We start from the raw sequence: 17765 nt of genomic DNA, 5'->3' as shown, positions 1-17765 counted from the left end.
AACTTTACGGCGGCCCCGCCGCACGTAAATCCGCTTGACTCGAAAGGAACAAAATAAGAACATTTGAGCACCCAACACCCCCGGGGAAACCGTCTAAGGAAAATGCAGATGTCGGCAACCGCCCTTCTCGACAACAGCCATTATGAACAAGCCTGCGATCAGGCGATCGCGATGTGCGACGGCAATCTGCGCAGCACCATCAAGGCGCTGATCATGGCCAATGAATATCTGGAGGCCGAGCTGGAAGAATTGCAGGCGGCGGTTTCCGCAGGCTGCATTCCGGAGACCTCGCGCAGCAAGATGCGGAGCAAGAGCAGCGCCGCCTGACTGTCAGCTATCGGAGCCGACCATGTCCGATGTCACCTATTACGTTGCATTACCTTTCCTGACCGACGAGGACGGATCGCCGGTCGCGGGTGCGGCCGAGGAATGCCAGAGCGCGGCGGCCGCGCTACGGCGCGCCGAGATTATGTCGCACGGCGCCGGCCACACCGGCGCGGTCGCGTTCAGCCGCAGCGGCGATCCCATGACCGGCGAATTCGGGGACGCAAAACTGCTCCGCAGCTTCGGCGACGTACCGAAAGACCTCGGGACGCTTTAACTAGCTGCTGACGAGCCTGATGTGCGGCTCGTGCCGCCGGTGCGCCTTGCGCACATACATCGCGGCATCGGCCTCCTCCAGGGCGCGCGTGGCGTCGGATTGCACTCCGAGCAGGGCGACGCCGGCGGAAGCGCCCGCGCTCACGTGCTGGCCGCGAAAGACAAAGGACAATTCGTCGATGGCCTGCTCGAAAGCCGCGGCCTTCGCCTTGGCGTCGGTCTCGCTGAGATTCCAGAGCAGCAGCGCGAACTCGTCGCCGCCGAGCCGGCCGACCACGTCCGAAGCGCGGATCTGCCGCGTCAGCGTGGTGGCAATCGCCTTCAGGACCTCGTCGCCGGCCGCATGGCCGAAGGAATCGTTGATCGGCTTCAACCGATCGACGTCGAGCACGATCAGCGCCCCGCTGGCGCGGTAGCGCTTCATGTAGGCGACGGCGCGGGCGAGCTCGCGTTCGAAGCCGCGCCGGTTCGGAATTTCGAGCAGGAAATCGGTGTCGGCAGCCGCCTCGAGCTCCGCGACCCGCCGCAGCGCCCCCCTGAGCTTGCTCCGGAGCTCGCGGATGGTCGCGTTGATGGCCGGCTCGATGGCCGCTTTGGCCCCGTCATCGGCAGACGCTGCCCGCTGCGACGGCCTGGTCGGACGCCGCGCCGGACCCTTGATCCGACGCTTGGCCGGACGCTTGAGAGCAACTTTGGAGCGGCCGGCACTGGCCTTCGGGCCCTTTTTGGCCTTCGCAGCGCTTGCCCTTTTTGGTTTCTTCATGGGCATCCTGCTCAATGAAGGCTTGCGGGGATTCACCAAGACAGGATAGTTCATTCCCTTCTCCTTGCCACCGCCTTGCGAGCCACCGGCCGGAACCTTTAGTCTGGCCTATCTTTCTGTTTTTCGAGAACAATTCACGTCATGACCGCGCCGATCGCCATCATCATGGGAAGCCAGTCGGACTGGGACACGATGCGGCATGCCGCCGACACGCTCGCAGGGCTCGGCGTTGCCGCCGACACCCGCATCGTTTCGGCCCACCGCACCCCCGACCGGCTGTTTACGTTCGCCAAAGGCGCCAAGACGGCTGGTTACAAGGTCATCATCGCCGGCGCGGGTGGCGCAGCCCACCTGCCCGGCATGGCGGCGGCTCTGACGGAATTGCCCGTGTTCGGCGTCCCCATCGAATCCAGGACGCTCAAGGGCATCGATTCGCTCTATTCGATCGTCCAGATGCCCGCAGGCATCCCGGTCGGCACCCTCGCCATCGGCAAGGCGGGCGCCATCAATGCGGCGTTGCTGGCGGCGGCCGTGCTGGCCTTGTCCGACCCGGCCTTGTCCGATCGCCTCGCCGCCTGGCGCAAGGCGCAGACCGAGGCCGTGGCCGAGCGCCCGGAGGACAAGGCGTGACTGACGCAAAGCAGGTGAAGCTGAAGCCCGGCGACACCATTGGCATCCTCGGCGGCGGACAATTGGGGCGGATGCTGGCCATGGCGGCGGCCCGGCTTGGCCTGCGCTGCCAGGTGTTCTCGCCCGATCCGGACTCACCGGCCTTCGACGTCGTCCTGAATGCGACCTGCGCCGAATATGCCGATGTCGAAGCACTCGAGCTGTTCGCCAACGACGTCGACGTCATCACCTACGAATTTGAGAACGTGCCGTCCGCGGCCGCGATGGTGCTGGATGCGCGCCGCCCGGTGCTGCCCAACCGCAAGATCCTCGAGACCACCCAGGACCGGCTCGCCGAGAAGGATTTCGTGACGCGGCTGGGCATCGGCACCGCAGCCTACGCCGACGTCACCTCGGTCCCGTCATTGCGCGAGGCGATCGCCAGGATCGGCCTTCCGGCGGTGCTGAAGACCCGTCGCTTCGGCTATGACGGCAAGGGCCAGGCCATCATCCGCGAGGGCGACGACGTCGCGAAAGTGTGGACCAGTCTCGCCACCAAATCGGCCATCCTGGAAGCCTTCGTGCCGTACGAGCGTGAGATTTCCGTGATCGCCGCCCGCTCGGCCACGGGCCAGGTCGAGTGTTTCGACGTCACCGAAAACGAGCACCGCGACCACATCCTGAAGATCTCCCGTGCGCCCGCCCGGATCCCGGACGTGCTCGCCGAGGAAGCGCGCAGTATCGCCGGCAAGATCGCGGGCGCGCTCGATTATGTCGGCGTGCTTGCCGTCGAGATGTTCGTGCTCGCCAACGGCACCGGACCCAAGGTGCTGGTCAACGAGATCGCTCCGCGCGTGCACAATTCCGGACATTGGACGCTCGACGGTGCGTCCGTCTCGCAGTTCGAGCAGCACATCCGCGCCATTGCCGGCTGGCCCCTCGGCAAGCCCGTGCGCCACGGCGAAGTCGTCACCATGACCAATCTGATCGGCGACGAGATCAACGAATATGACAAGTGGTTGAGCGTCGCGGGCGCAACGGTGCACATCTACGGCAAGGGCGCGCCGCGTCCGGGCCGCAAGATGGGACATGTCACCGAAGTGCGACCCACGACCGGCAAATAACGGGACCGCGGCGCATGCCGCGATCCCGCTTTGCAGTTATGCCGTCTTCGCGCCCGCGACGACGCCAGTGGGCTCTTCGCTGAGCCAACGATAGATCACCCCGCCCAGCGCGCCGCCGATCAGTGGCGCAACCCAGAACAACCAGAGCTGCGACAGCGCCCAGCCGCCGACGAACAGCGCGGGCCCCGTGCTACGCGCCGGGTTCACGGAGGTGTTGGTGACGGGGATGCTGACGAGATGGATCATCACCAGCGCGAGCCCGATCGCCAGCGGCGCAAAGCCGGCGGGCGCGCGGCCGTGAGTCGCGCCCATGATGATGAACAGGAACATCATGGTCATGACCACCTCGGTGAGGAAGCACACGATCATGCTGTACTGGCCGGGAGAATGGGCATCGTACCCGTTGGACGCGAACCCCTTGCTGACGTCGAAGCCGGGAGCTCCGCTTGCGATGACGTAGAGCAGCCACGCGGCCACGATCGCGCCGGCGACCTGCGCAATCACATAAGGCAGGATCTGTCCGGCCGGAAAACGTCCGCCGGCGGCAAGACCGACAGTGACGGCCGGATTGAGATGACAGCCTGAGATGTGGCCGATCGCATAGGCCATGGTGACCACGCTCAGTCCGAATGCGAGGGAGACACCGACCAGACCGATGCCAACCTGCGGAAAGCCGGCTGCGATCACCGCACTTCCGCAACCTGCGAATGTGAGCCAAAAGGTACCGATAGCTTCGGCCGCGTATTTCTTCATATCCATGTGTCGTCCCCTGCTTTCAAAGATTCCGGAACAAAGCTCCGGAAACGGCCCCGCCCTTGGCGTCAAATCTCCCAAATCAGGGCCGCACAGAGGTATTTTGCCTCATTTAATGGCTGAACTTGGCCCGAAAACCCGCTTGGCCGGTGGACATCCCAAGTTTTGTCTGATACATCCGCGCCCTCAAGGTTAAGGGCTTGTGCGTTTCGCCATCCCCTTTGACTTACCAGAATTCAAATCCGATCCACTGAAGAGGATGCCGCGTGCAGGTTCTCGTTCGCGATAACAATGTCGATCAAGCCCTCAAGGCGCTGAAGAAGAAGATGCAACGCGAGGGTATTTTCCGCGAGATGAAGCTCCGCGGTCACTACGAAAAGCCCTCCGAGAAGAAGGCCCGTGAAAAGGCCGAAGCCGTGCGTCGCGCACGCAAGCTGGCCCGCAAGAAGCTGCAGCGCGAAGGCCTGCTGCCGATGAAGCCGAAGCCGGTGTTCGGTGCTGGCCCCGGCGGTGATCGTGGCGGTCGCGGCGGCCCGGGTGCAGGCGCAGGTGCAAGTGCTGGTCCGCGCGGACCGCGCTGATTTACCCGACTTGAGAGATTTCAGTTTTCGATGACGCGGGCCCCTGGCCCGCGTTATTGTTTTGTGAGCGGTGCCTTGCTGGGATGGGGCACTACCGATGCGGCACTAGCGCGAGCGAACCGTAGATGGCCTCCCCTCTCCCCAAGCGCGGCTTGGCGCGGCTACGGCAGATCTTGCAGCAGCCGTTTGCGCTGGCCTTGATGGGGATTTCGCTATGCGGCTGCTCCTTCGACCTGGGGTCGCTGACGCCGGAGAAGGAGAAGCCGCAGGAGGCACCCAAGGCGGCCACGACCGCTGAGAACGTGGTCAGCGCCGGCAATGTCAGCGAAGCCCAGGCCCATACGGCAAAGGCCCAGGCTCTGGCAAAGTCCGGCGAGACGGCGGCCGCGCTCGATGAATTCAATCACGCGGTCGGACTCGATCCCTACAATGCGCAGGCGCTCTATGGCCGCGCCCTGATCTACCAGGGCAAGAACCAGCACGACTTCGCCATCGCCGATTTCAGTGCCGCGAGCGGCCTTAACCCGCAGAAGGTCGAGCCGCTGCTCGGCCGCGCCACCAGTTATCTCGCCCTCGGCAAGGTCAAGGAGGCCGCGGCCGATCTGGATGAGGCTTCCGAGGCCGATCCCCACAATGCCCAAGTCTGGACCATACGCGGACAAGCCTATGAACGGCTGGGCGACAGGACCAAGGCGGCGGCGTCCTACACCAAGGCGGTCTCGCTTCGCCCACGCGACGACGCCGCCCGCAGCGGCCTCGCCCGCGTCGGCGGCTGACGAGTCTGGCGCAGCGCAGGCGCCGTCTTAATCCGGGGTGACGCTCTTCGGCAGAACGGAGTGGAACATGGACCTGACGCCCGACAGCATGTCGTCGGCGACATTGGTCTTCGGCCGCGGCATCGACGCGCCGGCATCGGCGCGCAGATCGAGCGGGGGCGCAATCATCGGGACCGGAATATCAGCCGGCGGCGTCAGCCGATTCGGGTTCTCGTTGCCGACCGACGCCGTGTAGGGCGGGCTCGGCTGCGACGAGCCGCCATTGCCATAGGCCTCGGCTGCGGGTGTCGAGACCGTGATCGGCGGCGGCAACGGACGCACCGATGACGTATCCACGGGAATGATACGCGGGGCCTCCGGAGTGCGGGCGGCTTCACGCACCGCAGGCTCCTGAGTCTTCTCGGGCGCCTTGGTCTCGGAAGACTTGTTGTCGGAAGCCTTTGTGTCGGCAGCCTTTGTGTCGGAAGCTTTGGCCTCAGCCGCTTTGCTCTCAGGCGACTTGCGCAGGCGCTCGATCGCGGCGCGCACGAGATCGTTGGCGTCGGGGGTTGCGGCCGGCGCGGCAGCAGCGGGCGCCGAATTGGCCTCCACCACCGGGGTGGCGGGAGCGGCTGCACTGACGGCCGGCGTGGACTTGGCGACTGCCTTCTCGCGACCGGACGGCTTGCCGCGCGGGGCGGCCTCGGCCGGTGCCACGTCCGCCGTCGAGGTCTTCGACTCCGCGCCCGGATGATCGGCAGCCTTCTCGGCCGCCGGCTTGTCCGTCACGTTCTTCTCGGAGATGCCCTTGGCCTTGACGCCGGGCGCGGGGAGGTTGGCCACATCGGCGGGCTTGCCGTTCTTGCCGGCCTCGGCGGGCGCCGTCACGGCCGCGGGCGCATCCGCCGCCGGCTTGGCGTTGATGTAATGATTAACGATATACGCCCCGATGATCGTTGCGAGCACCGAGGGGAAGATGTCCATCGAGATTTTAGCGATGTATTTCAGCATTCCGGCCACTCCCCGCGCGATCTGATGCGGGAACTTTGAGGCATAGTGAGGGATCAACTGCGACGGATCAATGGCAAAGGGGTACGCCGGACTTACGACTTCAGCTCAACCTCAAGGAACACGATCTCGGTTGCGGTTTCGTTAAGCACGTCGTGCTGGACGCCGGCCTTGCGAAAATAGGATTTCCCGGCCGCAAGCTGTGCTTTGGACCGCTCGCCATCGGGCGCCACGATGGTCATTTCCCCTCCGACCACGGGAACAATGACGTAGTCCATGCCATGGGTGTGATGCCCCGTGGCGCTGTTTGGCGCGAGCCGCCACTCGGTTACCCGAACCTGCTCATTGTCGACCTGAACCTCGGACTCGGCGGCAAGCATCGGAACTCTCCTGGGGCATATCCGGAAAACCGGTTCAGGGCACGAAAACCACGAACACGTAGACGGCAAATACCACCTTATGGACCAGCCCGAACAGGACATTGGTCCTGCCCGTACCGAAGGTCAGCATGCTCAGGAAGAAGGTCAGGAGCAAAGGCAGGCGGCGCGCCGATCCTGGCCGCGACGGCATCGACCACCAGCGAGAATTTCTTGGACAGCAACACGACCGCCAGCAGCGCAATCAGCAGCAGCACGACGCTGAGCACCAAGGCCCGGCCCGACAGATGCGCCTCGCACGGCCAGCGCCGGAAAGATCCAGGCCGATCGAGGCGTCGGATTGTGCGCGCTCATCCATCGGCTCCAATTGTCTCAGCCGAGCAGTAGCAATCGCGCGGCAGATTCAATGCCAGCGCAGGATCGGAGCGAACGGCAGCAGCGTCAGCAGCACGAACAGCGGGATCAGCACCGCGCTGGCGCGCAGGAAATAACCGAAGAAGCTCGGCATCTCGATGCCGTTCTCGCTGGCGATGCTGCTCACCATGAAATTCGGCGCATTGCCGATATAGGTAAGCGCGCCCATGTAGACTGCGCCCATGGAGATGGAGGCGAGCGTGCCCGAGAGTTCGTGCATCAGCACCTGCGGGTCGCCGCCGGCGAGCTCGAAGAACAACAGATAGGTCGGCGCATTGTCGAGGAATGCCGACATCAGACCGGTGAACCAGAAATAGGCAACCTCGCGCGGCGTGCCGTCCGGAGCGGTCACGGCCGACAACAGCCAGGCGAACGCGCCGTGATGGCCGGCATCGAGCATGGCGATGACCGGGATGATCGCGATGAAAATGCCGGCGAACAGCTTTGCGACTTCGCGGATCGGCTCCCAGGTGAAGCCGTTGGCCTGCCGGTGCTCGTCCGGCGTCAACCACACCGACAGGCCCGCTATGGCCAGCAGCGCCGCGTTGCGGGCGATATCTTCCAGCTCCAGCCTGGTTCCGAGAATGTCGAAAGCGATGCCGGGCTTCCACATCGCCGAGGCCAGCAGGCTCGCGACGATGGCTGCAATCAGCACCAGGTTGACGAGGCCGCGGATGCGGACCGGCTTCGCGGCGCCGGCGGCGCCGAGCAAGGGTTCGCTGCGGAAGCGCCAGACGTCGATGACGACGAAGATCGCGAGCAGCAGTCCGGCAACGATCGCCGTCTGCAGCCAGATGGTCCGCGTGGTCCAGAAGAAGTCGACACCATGCAGGAAGCCGACGAACAGCGGGGGATCGCCGAGCGGGCTCAGCGCGCCACCGACATTGGCGACCAGGATGATGAAGAAGATGACGACATGGGCGTTGTAGCGCCGCGGTCGGTTGGCGCGGATCAGAGGGCGGATCAGGATCATGGCCGCCCCCGTGGTGCCGACGACACTCGCCATCACCGTACCGAGCGCGAGGATGCCGGCATTTGATGCCGACGTCGCCTTGATGTCGCCCGTCACGAGAATGCCGCCAGCCACGACATAGAGCGAGAACAGCAGCACGATGAAGCCGAGATATTCGGCGAGCATGGCGTGAACGAGCGCCGCCAACGTCGCCATGCTCCCGGCCAGGATGACGAGCGAGGCGAGTGCCAGCAGCGACCAGGCCGCGGCGATCTTGCCGTAATGATGGTGCCAGACTTTTGCAAACAGCAGCGGCCCGAGAGCGATCGACAGCAGGAGGCCGGCAAAGGGCAGCGCATACGGCCAGCGCATCGCCGCGCCGTCGAGCCCGGTCGCCGCCCATGCGTGCTGTGGCAACAACACGACGAGGATCGCGGCGATGAACCCGCTCGCGCGCCGAACGACAAGCCGTCTAGAAAGCAATGAAGTGCCTCGCCGTTTCAATCGCACCGAACGCATCGAGATTGTCGTGTCCACCGCCCGCAAAGCGAACGAACTCCTTCGGTTCGTGCGCAAGCGCGAACAGACGCTCTCCGAACACGATGGAAATGGCAAGGTCATCGGTGCCATGCATCACCAATAGCGGCACAGTGACGCGCGGGATGCGCTCGTCGGAATGAAATGGATCTCGCATCAGCAGGCGGACCGGAACGTACCAGAACGATGAAGCTGCAATATCGGCCGTCGATGTATAGGGCGCTTCCAGGATGAGTTTTCCAACACGATGCTCCGAGGCGATCGCGACCGCCACGCCGGTCCCGAGCGAAAAGCCCCACGCGACGATTCGCTCCGCCGCGTAGCGCGCGGTGGTGAAGGCGTAGGCGGCCGCGGCATCGCGCAGCAGGCCCGCCTCGCTCGGCGCCCCGCTCGAGCCGGCATAGCCGCGATAGGACAGCGCGACCAGGCCGGTGCCGTCCGCCGTCATGGCCTTGAGGCGGCTGACGCGACCAGCGAGATAATCGCCATTGCCCGGAAAATACAGGATCACGGGGCGGCCTGGCTTCGCCGGCACGTGCCAGACGATGACATTCTCGCCATCGGAGGTAGTCAGGACGTGCTCTTCGGCCTCGGGGAAGCCTGCGGCGTCCGGCGTGGTGCGACCGACGGGCGGGATCGGAAACAGCATCTCGCGCTGCCTGACATACAGCACGAGGAGACCGGCGCAATAGACGGTCACGAGCAGGATGGCGATCCATTTGACGATGGTCATGATGACGCGACCCGGCCCCTGTTCAGGGTTTGCACCGGCTCGGCAGCAATTTCATGACATCGCCCGAGGCGGGCCGGAACGTCACGGCAGCCGCACGCCGCCTGGTGAGCGGTGTGCCACGCGACGCGCTGCTCGCGCGTCGCATTGGCAATGGCCCGCTTGCCTCCGCGCTACATCGCCTTGACGATGTTCTCGGTGACCTTCTTGGCGTCGCCGAGCAGCATCATGGTGTTGTCGCGATAGAACAGCGGATTGTCGATGCCGGCATAGCCGGAAGCGAGCGAGCGCTTGATGAACATCACGGTGCCGGCCTTCCAGACCTGGAGCACCGGCATGCCGTAGATCGGCGAGGTCTTGTCCTCTTCGGCCGCCGGATTGGTGACGTCGTTGGCGCCGATCACGAAGGCGATATCGGCCTGCGCGAATTCGGAGTTGATGTCCTCGAGCTCGAACACCTCGTCATAGGGCACGTTGGCCTCGGCCAGCAGCACGTTCATGTGGCCGGGCATGCGGCCGGCGACCGGGTGAATGGCGTATTTCACCTCGACGCCTTCTTTCTTCAGGATGTCGCCCATTTCACGCAGCGCATGCTGAGCCTGTGCCACCGCCATGCCATAGCCGGGCACGATGATGACCTTCTGCGCGTTCTTCATGATGAAGGCTGCGTCGTCGGCCGAGCCGAGCTTGGCCGGCTTCTGCTCGCCGCCGCCACCGCCGGCCGCCGCGGTCTCGCCGCCGAAGCCGCCGAGAATGACCGAGATGAAGGAGCGGTTCATCGCGTGGCACATGATGTAGGACAGGATCGCGCCGCTTGATCCCACCAGCGCGCCGGTGATGATCAGCGCGGAATTGCCGAGGGTGAAGCCGATGCCGGCCGCGGCCCAGCCCGAGTACGAGTTAAGCATCGAAATCACGACCGGCATGTCGGCGCCGCCGATCGGGATGATCATGAGGACGCCGAGCGCCAGCGCGATGATGACGATCAGCCAGAAGTCGAGCGCGCTGCCCGTCATGACCAGCCCGACGATGAAGACGACGAGCGCGATCGCGAGCGCAATGTTGATGATGTGGCGGAACGGCAGGATGATCGGCGCACCGCTCATGCGCGCGGACAGCTTCAGGAACGCGATCACCGAGCCGGTGAAGGTCAGCGCGCCGATGGCGACGCCGAGCGACATCTCGACCAGGCTCTGCGGATGGATGTTGCCGGGGCTGCCGATGTCGAAGGCCTCCGGCGCGTAGAACGCACCGGCCGCGACCAGCACCGCGGCCATGCCGACCAGCGAATGGAACGCGGCGACCAGTTCCGGCATTGAGGTCATCGGCACCCGGCGGGCAATCACTGCGCCGACGCTGCCGCCGATCGCGATGCCAAGGATCACGAGGATCCAGGCGAGGCCGTCCGCCGGCGGATGGCTGGCCAGCGTGGTGGCGACCGCGATCGCCATGCCGATCATGCCGAAGAAATTACCCTGCCGCGATGAGGCGGGGCTGGACAGCCCGCGCAGCGACAGGATGAACAGCACACCTGCCACGAGATACAGAACTGCAGCCAGATTGGCGTTCATCTCAGGTCCCCTTTGTCTTTGTCACCCCGAGGTGAACGCCGCTCACTTCACCTTCTTCTTGTACATCGCCAGCATGCGCTGGGTGACAAGGAAGCCGCCGAAGATATTCACGCAGGCGAAAATGAGCGCGATGAAGCCGAAGCCGCGCGCCCAGCCCGAGCCGCTCGAGATCATGCCGACCCCGACCGCGAGCAGCGCACCGACCACGATCACCGAGGAGATCGCATTGGTCACGCTCATCAGCGGCGTATGCAGCGCCGGGGTCACCGACCACACCACGAAATAGCCGACGAAGACGGCGAGAACGAAGATCGACAGCCGGAAGACGAAGGGGTCGACGACCTGTGCAACATGCTCCATGGCGGCTCTCCTTACGCTTTCGGCTGGAAGTTCGGGTGGATGACGGCGCCGTCCCTGGTCAGCGCGGTCGCTTTGACGAGCTCGTCGTCCCAGTTCACGGCCAGCGCCTTGCTGGTCTTGTCGACCATCGTTTCGATGAAGTTGAACAAATTGCGCGCGTAGAGGCTGGAGGCCGACGCCGCGACGCGGCCGGCGACGTTGGTGTAGCCGACGATCTTGATGCCACCGACATCAGCGACCTCGCCCGCCTTGACGCCTTCGACATTGCCGCCGCGCTCGACGGCGAGATCGACCAGCACTGATCCCGGCTTCATCGACTTGACCATGTCAGCCGTGACGAGCCTCGGCGCCGGCCGGCCCGGAATCAGCGCGGTGGTGATCACGATGTCCTGCTTCTTGATGTGCTCGGCGGTGAGCGCGGCCTGCTTGGCCTGGTATTCCTTGGACATTTCCTTGGCGTAGCCGCCGGCGGTCTGCGCGTTCTTGAATTCCTCGTCCTCGACGGCGAGGAATTTTGCACCGAGCGATTCGACCTGCTCCTTGGTGGCGGGCCGGACGTCGGTCGCGGTGACGACGGCGCCGAGACGGCGTGCGGTCGCGATCGCCTGGAGGCCGGCGACGCCGACGCCCATCACGAACACTTTGGCGGCGGGCACCGTGCCGGCCGCGGTCATCATCATCGGGAAGGCGCGTCCGAAGGCCTCGGCGCCCTCGATCACGGCGCGGTAGCCGGCGAGGTTGGCCTGCGAGGACAGCACGTCCATCACCTGCGCGCGCGTGATGCGCGGCATCAATTCCATCGCGAAGGCGGAGACACCGGCATCGGCGATCGTCTTCAGCGCGGCCTCGTTGCCGTAGGGGTCCATGATGGCGATGACGAGCGCGCCGCGCTTGTACTGCGCCAACTCGGAGGCTTCAGGGCGCTTCACCTTGATGATGATGTCGGCGTCCTTCAGCGCGTCGGCGCTGACGGTGGCGCCCACGGCGGTGAATTCGGAGTCCGGCAGGCCCGACTTGAGGCCGGCGCCCGGCTCGACGGCGATCTCGGCGCCCAACGCCTTGAACTTCTTCACCGTATCCGGCGAAGCGGCGACCCGCGGCTCCGACGGATCGATTTCCTTGGCAACGGCGATCTTCATAGGCCCTCCGGCGACGCGGGAAGAAGCGCGCACGCGAACTTAGCGTTACTCCCGCAACGTTGGATACCGGTTTTCAATCCGGCTTGATTGCAAATTTTATAGGCACCGACGACACTGGCGGTGCTGCAGGGGATGAATCAGGTCAGGAAGATCGCCATCAGGATCACGATAAGCGCGACCGAGACCGTGCCGTACTTCACCAGCTTGATGAAGCCCTCGTAGGTCTGCTCGTGGGCAACGTAGTCGTTGCCGTCGGCGGTGCTGTACGCCACTTCGCTATGGTCAGCCATGAATTGTCCCCAGTCGAAAGTCGAATTTCGTGGCTGGGATACCGCAAACTTCCGGGCAGGGCAACGGCACGGAGGCGCGGTTTCCCGGCAAATCAGGTCATTTGGAATTCCAATGGGCGGGAATTCGGCTCAGACCGGTGATCCGCCCGTCAGAGGCGGTCTCCGATGCCACGAGCCGAGGCCTCTCAGCGCAGGCCGAGCGCACGGCGGACTGCGCCGATCGGCTCCACCTTGCTGTCGCAGAAGTTTCGCTTTGCGCAGCGTTCTCCCGGAACGTTGACGACGATTGCATCCGCGCCGGCATCCTCGGTGAGAAAACCGTGGCTCATGTGGAAACCCAGCGCGCGGTAGACCTCGAACTGCTCCTCCGAGAAGAACTGGTCACCGGTGGTTTCATGCGGGAAGGTGTCGTTGCGGCGTGCATAGTCGCGGATGTAGTCGTTCTCGTCTCCGGTCAGGGACGACTTGATGTACACGAGGTACCCCTTTTCCCCCGAGCCGTAGTCGATGGTGCCGACCGCCACGTGCGGTCCGCCCGCCGTGCGCCGGGCCGGGGATTTGGTTGCGTTGCACTTCATCCACTCGAGCGTGGTGTTGCGGATCGGCGTCCACGGCAGATCGATGATGATCCCGAGATCGATGCGCGCATAGCGCTGCAGCGTCACCAGGGATGAGAAATTCATGGGTGCATCGGCTTCGGCGTCAACCGCGATGATCACCTTGCAGCGTCGTCGCAACAACTCGTAGACACCGAGATTCTCGATGTGTCCGCCGTCCGTCAGGTAGACCGCATCGGCATTCTCGTAAAGCCGGCCCGAGATCTCAGACCATAGAAACAAAGGGGTCGAGTGGTGCTGCGGCTTGTCCTTTGTCGAGACCCAGCGCGGGTTCTTCAACCAGTACCCCAGGCGCACGTTGAGGAGCGCCAGGGTCGGGGTCAGCGAGCGGATCGACCCCGAGCCCATGTTCGACGAAGCAGCGGCCCCGGAGATTGCCATCGCGGTCGCAAGATCGAGGCCCGGCGCGACCTTCTCGAATGCCGGTGTATTCGCATAGCCAGTGGCCTCGCTGCCGACGTGCAGCGGCGAGAATATGAAGAAATCCGCGTTCCGTCCCCGCCGATTGGCGAAGTCGGATCCTTGGATGTTCAGCGCGGCGTTGATGATGGGATATGGCGAGGCCAGGCTGCATTTTTTCGATGTCGCGACCGTCATCGCTCCCGCTGGATCGACCCCGTAGACCATCTGATGTAACAGACCGCTCAGCTTCTCCTCGTCGAGCGGAAGGAAATCCCTCCCCTGGTCCAGGCTCGGCATGTTCCGCGACGGCTCCCCGTCGGCGTAATAGAGCGGATTGAACAAGAAGGCCTTGCTGAGGCGATCACGATAGAGCCGGTGCAACGAATTGGCATTCGGCCCGAGAACCCACGACAGGCCGAACATGGCCGAGCCCGACAAGAAGTAGAGCAGCATCATCCGCCAGCTGACACTGTTGCCGAACTGGTACTTCGACCAAGTGAATTTGTCCGGGGACTGCAATGACGCAACGGAAAACAGCCATGCGGGAATGTGCGAGATCGGCCCCACCGGCTTGGAGACGACGACCTTCGCTTCGCGATTGGTGATTTCGGCCGAGAGCTTGCGGGTCGCCGAGTCAAACTGGACATTTCCCTTGACATCGACACCGGCCGCGGGCGGCACGGGTTGCACGCCAGCCGCTCCCCACTCCTCGATCATGGGGTATTGACGGTAGGCGGCGTCGAGGGTCTTGTCGTTCGCGATGCCCCAATAGCAAAGATAGAGATATCCGACCCAGATCAGCAAGGGCAGCGCCAGTCCCGCGACAAGCACGGCTGCTTTCGCCGCATGGGCGAGCAGGCGTGATCCCAGGTCCGAGGCGCCGGCGCCCTTCAGCAGGTCGGCGAATTGCTGCCGGAACAGCGTGACAGCCGCCGCAACCGGCGCAGTGATGGCCGCAAGCGATTGGACCCACTTGATTGCAACGCCGCCAATGATGCCGCCGGACTGAGTCGTGTTAGCGTCGGCGACATCGAACATCTGGGCGATCATGAAGGGCTGAAATTCGAAGAAGCAGATGGCGGCAAGCAGAACGAGATAGGTCGCGCCGACCGTCGACGGATAGCCGCGGAATTCACCTCCCTTGGTCGACGAAATCGATCGCAGCACTGCCCAGCCAAAGAAAAGCGCAAGGCCGAGCAGGACCGCTGCAAGCGAAAGGCCAAAGTGATCGACATTCAGGCAGCTGGCGATCGCACAGATGAGACCCATCGCAAACGCAAGACCGGCCAGGTACCGAAACAGCTCGCGCCGCCCGACTTTGAAAAGGCGCCCGACCAACAAAAGCAGCAAAGCGACAACAAGGCCGACAAGAAAGAAGGCAGGCATCAATCCCAGGCTGGAGAGGGGACCAAGATTGTGGGTGTCGTCGACGCTCAGGCCGAAGAAATTGGTCGTATAGAGTGACGAGCGTGCGGCGTTGGACAGGATCGTGATCACTGCAACGAGCAGTACAACCGGCAGCGTCAGGCTCAGATTGGCAACGAGTCCACGCACGACGATTGCGACGCCGGTGATCAGGTCGCGCGCGCCGGCCGGAACGAGATAGTTCGAGTAATTCCGGATATGGCCCACCGCAGGCGTGTCACTGATCTCATTTGCGCTCTCGGCTCCAGGTGTCGGCGTGCTTCCGAAGACGAAATTCTGCGCCCGCGTCATGGTCGCCGTAAACGAACAGCCGGTGTAACCGCCGCCCGATACGGTCGACAGATAGTCGATGTGCTTGATGAGCCCGTGGTGATTGAAAGCCTGCAAGACGCCGAGGCAGATTGCGGAGGATCGGATCCCGCCGCCTGACAGCGCAAGGCCGACCGTGTCGATCGCCTTTTCGTCGCCAGGGTATGCAACGGGATCCATACCCTGGGCTAGGCGGCGGTTGTTGATGGCTGCGAGCTCGCGCTTGACGATCTTCCGGTGCTGCGTCCCCCACAGCTGCTGTTCCCCCACAGCCCGTGGCGGCTCCACCTTGGGGTCTGGGGCACTGATCCTGGCCATGTTCGCCTCCCTGGCCGAGCACACGCGACGATCAACGATCACAGATTGCATTGCAGGTCGAACCCGCCTGCAAGAATTAGTCCGGTCCCGGGCACAAACGTTCAATGTGCATGGCGGGATCTTTACAACCCGCCTCCCCCGTTGTCGGAACAACGGGACACTCGGACGGCCGACCCGACCTGCTCGCTGCAGCGCTGAAGGCGGTTCGGCTCAGCCCATCGCTTCCAGTTCGTCGATCATGCCGGCGATGACGCTCAGGCCGCCGTCCCAGAACTTTGGATCCTTGGCATCGAGCCCGAACGGCCGCAGCAGTTCGGAATAATGCTTGGTGCCGCCGGCGGCGAGCATGTCGAGATAGCGCTCGGCAAAGCCTTCGGCCGCGTTCTCGTAGACGGCGTAGAGCGAGTTCACGAGACAATCGCCGAATGCATAGGCGTAGACGTAGAACGGCGAATGGATGAAGTGCGGGATGTACATCCAGTAGTTCTCGTAGCCCGCTTTGATCTCGATTGCCGGACCAAGGCTCTCGCCCTGCACCGAGAGCCAGATCTCGCCGAGCCGCGTCGCGGTGAGCTCGCCGTTCTTGCGTTCGGTGTGGACCGCGCGCTCGAAGGAATAGAACGCGATCTGCCGCACCACGGTGTTGATCATGTCCTCGACCTTGCCGGCGAGCAGCGCCTGGCGCTGCCTTGCGCTCCTGGTCTGCGCCAGCAGCCGCCGGAAGGTCAGCATCTCGCCGAACACGCTCGCGGTCTCCGCCAGCGTCAGCGGCGTCGGCGCCATCAACGCGCCGTTCCTGGCCGCCAGCACCTGATGCACGCCATGGCCGAGCTCATGGGCGAGCGTCATCACGTCGCGCGGCTTGCCCTGGTAGTTCATCAGCACGTAGGGGTGCGCGGACGGCGTGGTCGGATGCGAGAAGGCCCCCGGCGCCTTGCCCGGACGTACCGGCGCGTCGATCCAGCGGTCGGCAAAGAAGCGCTCGGCGATATCAGCCATCTTGGGCGAGAAGCCGCGATAGGCGGAGAGCACCATGTTTCGCGCATCGCCCCAGCCGATCACGTCGGTCGCAGCAAAAGGCAGCGGCGCGTTGCGGTCCCAATAGGCCAGGCGCTTCCTGCCGAACCAGCGTGCCTTCAGCGCGTAGTAGCGATGCGACAATTTTGGATAGGCTGCGCGCACCGAGGCGACCAGCGCATCCACCACCTCGCGCTCGACGCGGTTGTTCAGGTGCCGGGAATCTGCGACGTCCTTGAAGCCGCGCCAGCTATCGGAGATGTCCTTGTCTTTGGCCAAAGTGTTGGTGATCAGCGCAAAGGTGCGCTCATTGGCCTTGAAGGTCTTTGCGAGCGCCTCTGCCGCGGCCTTGCGCTTGGCGCCGTCGCGGTCCTGCAACAGATTGAGCGTCGGCTCGATCGCGAGCTCCTTGGGCCCGACCTTGAAGCGCAGGCTCGAAATGGTCTGGTCGAACAGCCGATTGAAGGCGGAATAGCCGGTCTGCGCCTTCTCCAGGAAGAGCTGCTCGAGCTTGTCCTCGAGCTGGTACGGTTTCTCCTTGCGTAGATCCTCGATCCAGGGACGGTAGTGCGCGAGCTCGGTGGCCTGCATCGCGCGGTTCAAAATATCGTCATCGATCCGGTTGAGCTCGAGCGCGAAGAACAGCAGATGCGTCGATGCCGCCGTCAGGCGCTCGGAAACGTCGCCGTAAAACTTTGAAATCTTGGGGTCCACGCTGTCGCCGGCATGAACGAGGCCAGCGTACGAGCCGAGCCGGCCGGCGAGGTCGTCGATCGCCTCATAGCGTCGCACGGCTTCTGCGAGCCATTTTCCGCCATCTTCCTTTGCTGTTCCTGTTGCGAGCTTGCCCTTGTAGTCCGTCTCGAACGCGACGCAATCGGCATCCATCTTTGCGAGATCGCGCGCCACTTCCGGCGCATCGATCCCGGAATAGAGGTCGGCGAGGTTCCACTCCGGAAGCTTGCCGGTCTTGCTCGCAGGCTTTGCGGGTGAAGGTCTGGAGGACTTTGCCTTGATGACCGATTGCTTGGTGCCTGGTTTGCGGAGAGCAGACTTTTTGAGAGCAGACTTTTTGAGTGCAAGCTTGGAGCTCGAATTCATTGTGTGGGAAACC

18 protein-coding genes and 1 pseudogene are annotated in these 17765 nt (G+C 63.9%); 6 read left to right on the top strand and 13 right to left on the bottom strand.

What is annotated here, in order from left to right; all coding sequences use genetic code 11:
- Positions 1–108 precede the first annotated feature (108 nt).
- Together IVB07_RS07285 and IVB07_RS07280 are read left to right on the top strand one after the other, a co-directional pair.
- The gene (locus tag IVB07_RS07285; protein ID WP_007614210.1) at positions 109–327 is read left to right on the top strand and encodes a hypothetical protein; all 219 of its coding nucleotides are present in this window, start codon (positions 109–111) and stop codon (positions 325–327) included.
- 22 nt (positions 328–349) lie between these two features.
- Complete coding sequence (locus IVB07_RS07280) at positions 350–601, top strand: hypothetical protein (protein ID WP_007614211.1); 252 nt, start codon at positions 350–352, stop codon at positions 599–601.
- On the opposite strand, the gene IVB07_RS07275 is transcribed toward IVB07_RS07280, so the two are convergent.
- On the bottom strand, positions 602–1363 hold the full coding sequence (locus IVB07_RS07275; protein ID WP_085384897.1) for a GGDEF domain-containing protein: 762 nt from the start codon (positions 1361–1363) through the stop codon (positions 602–604).
- 141 nt (positions 1364–1504) lie between these two features.
- On the opposite strand from IVB07_RS07275, the gene purE reads away from it, so the two are divergent.
- Together purE and IVB07_RS07265 are read left to right on the top strand one after the other, a co-directional pair.
- Entirely contained in the window at positions 1505–1993 is a 489-nt protein-coding gene (purE, locus tag IVB07_RS07270) for a 5-(carboxyamino)imidazole ribonucleotide mutase (protein ID WP_007614214.1), read from the top strand.
- Entirely contained in the window at positions 1990–3096 is a 1107-nt protein-coding gene (locus IVB07_RS07265) for a 5-(carboxyamino)imidazole ribonucleotide synthase (protein ID WP_018453821.1), read from the top strand. The genes purE and IVB07_RS07265 overlap by 4 nt, the downstream gene beginning before the upstream one ends.
- Before the next feature lie 36 nt (positions 3097–3132).
- Here the strand turns inward: IVB07_RS07265 and aqpZ are convergent, their stop codons facing one another.
- A complete protein-coding gene (aqpZ, locus tag IVB07_RS07260) occupies positions 3133–3855 on the bottom strand; it encodes an aquaporin Z (RefSeq protein WP_018453820.1) in 723 nt (240 codons plus the stop codon).
- Positions 3856–4115: 260 nt separating this feature from the next.
- Between aqpZ and rpsU the strand changes: the two genes are divergently transcribed.
- Both rpsU and IVB07_RS07250 read left to right on the top strand, forming a co-directional pair.
- On the top strand, positions 4116–4430 hold the full coding sequence (gene rpsU / locus IVB07_RS07255; protein ID WP_007614218.1) for a 30S ribosomal protein S21: 315 nt from the start codon (positions 4116–4118) through the stop codon (positions 4428–4430).
- Positions 4431–4555: 125 nt separating this feature from the next.
- Complete coding sequence (locus IVB07_RS07250) at positions 4556–5206, top strand: tetratricopeptide repeat protein (RefSeq protein ID WP_085349151.1); 651 nt, start codon at positions 4556–4558, stop codon at positions 5204–5206.
- Between the two features lie 27 nt (positions 5207–5233).
- On the opposite strand, the gene IVB07_RS07245 is transcribed toward IVB07_RS07250, so the two are convergent.
- The 11 genes and pseudogenes from IVB07_RS07245 to IVB07_RS07195 all read right to left on the bottom strand — a co-directional run bounded on the left by IVB07_RS07245 (position 5234) and on the right by IVB07_RS07195 (position 17752).
- Positions 5234–6196 (bottom strand): hypothetical protein, encoded by a 963-nt coding sequence (locus IVB07_RS07245; protein ID WP_247767530.1) that lies wholly within the window; start codon positions 6194–6196, stop codon positions 5234–5236.
- 92 nt (positions 6197–6288) lie between these two features.
- Positions 6289–6573 (bottom strand): cupin domain-containing protein, encoded by a 285-nt coding sequence (locus IVB07_RS07240; RefSeq protein WP_018453817.1) that lies wholly within the window; start codon positions 6571–6573, stop codon positions 6289–6291.
- Between the two features lie 34 nt (positions 6574–6607).
- Positions 6608–6863 (bottom strand): annotated as a pseudogene (locus IVB07_RS07235) (ionic transporter y4hA); the annotation flags it as partial.
- Between the two features lie 110 nt (positions 6864–6973).
- On the bottom strand, positions 6974–8455 hold the full coding sequence (locus tag IVB07_RS07230; protein ID WP_247767529.1) for a sodium:proton antiporter: 1482 nt from the start codon (positions 8453–8455) through the stop codon (positions 6974–6976).
- Positions 8409–9206, bottom strand: coding sequence for an alpha/beta hydrolase (locus IVB07_RS07225; protein WP_018453814.1), 798 nt, complete (start codon positions 9204–9206; stop codon positions 8409–8411). Before IVB07_RS07225 ends, IVB07_RS07230 begins: the two co-directional genes overlap by 47 nt.
- A gap of 170 nt (positions 9207–9376) precedes the next feature.
- Positions 9377–10774, bottom strand: a complete 1398-nt coding sequence (locus IVB07_RS07220) for an NAD(P)(+) transhydrogenase (Re/Si-specific) subunit beta (protein ID WP_085349147.1) — start codon at positions 10772–10774, stop codon at positions 9377–9379.
- A 42-nt stretch (positions 10775–10816) separates the two neighbouring features.
- Positions 10817–11134: a proton-translocating transhydrogenase family protein gene (locus tag IVB07_RS07215; RefSeq protein WP_018453812.1), complete on the bottom strand. Its 318-nt coding sequence runs from the start codon at positions 11132–11134 to the stop codon at positions 10817–10819.
- A gap of 11 nt (positions 11135–11145) precedes the next feature.
- Positions 11146–12273: a Re/Si-specific NAD(P)(+) transhydrogenase subunit alpha gene (locus IVB07_RS07210; RefSeq protein WP_018453811.1), complete on the bottom strand. Its 1128-nt coding sequence runs from the start codon at positions 12271–12273 to the stop codon at positions 11146–11148.
- Positions 12274–12410: 137 nt separating this feature from the next.
- Positions 12411–12563 carry an aa3-type cytochrome c oxidase subunit IV gene (locus IVB07_RS07205; RefSeq protein ID WP_007596280.1) on the bottom strand — a complete coding sequence of 51 codons (153 nt, stop codon included), beginning with the start codon at positions 12561–12563 and terminating at the stop codon, positions 12411–12413.
- A gap of 185 nt (positions 12564–12748) precedes the next feature.
- On the bottom strand, positions 12749–15634 hold the full coding sequence (locus IVB07_RS07200; RefSeq protein WP_026232600.1) for a cell division protein: 2886 nt from the start codon (positions 15632–15634) through the stop codon (positions 12749–12751).
- A gap of 210 nt (positions 15635–15844) precedes the next feature.
- Complete coding sequence (locus IVB07_RS07195) at positions 15845–17752, bottom strand: M3 family oligoendopeptidase (protein ID WP_018453809.1); 1908 nt, start codon at positions 17750–17752, stop codon at positions 15845–15847.
- Between the last annotated feature and the right edge of the window lie 13 nt (positions 17753–17765).

This window comes from Bradyrhizobium sp. 172, from assembly GCF_023101065.1.
GTDB lineage: Bacteria > Pseudomonadota > Alphaproteobacteria > Rhizobiales > Xanthobacteraceae > Bradyrhizobium > Bradyrhizobium canariense_D.
Note: the sequence above shows the minus strand (reverse complement) of the source record. Positions and strands in the feature narration are given on the sequence as shown.

Coding starts and splice junctions, on each gene's coding strand:
- IVB07_RS07285 (WP_007614210.1), top strand. CDS start 109: ATGTCGGCAACCGCCCTTCTCGACAACAGCCATTATGAACAAGCCTGC.
- IVB07_RS07280 (WP_007614211.1), top strand. CDS start 350: ATGTCCGATGTCACCTATTACGTTGCATTACCTTTCCTGACCGACGAG.
- IVB07_RS07275 (WP_085384897.1), bottom strand. CDS start 1,363: ATGAAGAAACCAAAAAGGGCAAGCGCTGCGAAGGCCAAAAAGGGCCCG.
- purE (WP_007614214.1), top strand. CDS start 1,505: ATGACCGCGCCGATCGCCATCATCATGGGAAGCCAGTCGGACTGGGAC.
- aqpZ (WP_018453820.1), bottom strand. CDS start 3,855: ATGGATATGAAGAAATACGCGGCCGAAGCTATCGGTACCTTTTGGCTC.
- IVB07_RS07250 (WP_085349151.1), top strand. CDS start 4,556: ATGGCCTCCCCTCTCCCCAAGCGCGGCTTGGCGCGGCTACGGCAGATC.
- IVB07_RS07245 (WP_247767530.1), bottom strand. CDS start 6,196: ATGCTGAAATACATCGCTAAAATCTCGATGGACATCTTCCCCTCGGTG.
- IVB07_RS07240 (WP_018453817.1), bottom strand. CDS start 6,573: ATGCTTGCCGCCGAGTCCGAGGTTCAGGTCGACAATGAGCAGGTTCGG.
- IVB07_RS07230 (WP_247767529.1), bottom strand. CDS start 8,455: ATGCGTTCGGTGCGATTGAAACGGCGAGGCACTTCATTGCTTTCTAGA.
- IVB07_RS07225 (WP_018453814.1), bottom strand. CDS start 9,206: ATGACCATCGTCAAATGGATCGCCATCCTGCTCGTGACCGTCTATTGC.
- IVB07_RS07220 (WP_085349147.1), bottom strand. CDS start 10,774: ATGAACGCCAATCTGGCTGCAGTTCTGTATCTCGTGGCAGGTGTGCTG.
- IVB07_RS07215 (WP_018453812.1), bottom strand. CDS start 11,134: ATGGAGCATGTTGCACAGGTCGTCGACCCCTTCGTCTTCCGGCTGTCG.
- IVB07_RS07210 (WP_018453811.1), bottom strand. CDS start 12,273: ATGAAGATCGCCGTTGCCAAGGAAATCGATCCGTCGGAGCCGCGGGTC.
- IVB07_RS07205 (WP_007596280.1), bottom strand. CDS start 12,563: ATGGCTGACCATAGCGAAGTGGCGTACAGCACCGCCGACGGCAACGAC.
- IVB07_RS07200 (WP_026232600.1), bottom strand. CDS start 15,634: ATGGCCAGGATCAGTGCCCCAGACCCCAAGGTGGAGCCGCCACGGGCT.
- IVB07_RS07195 (WP_018453809.1), bottom strand. CDS start 17,752: ATGAATTCGAGCTCCAAGCTTGCACTCAAAAAGTCTGCTCTCAAAAAG.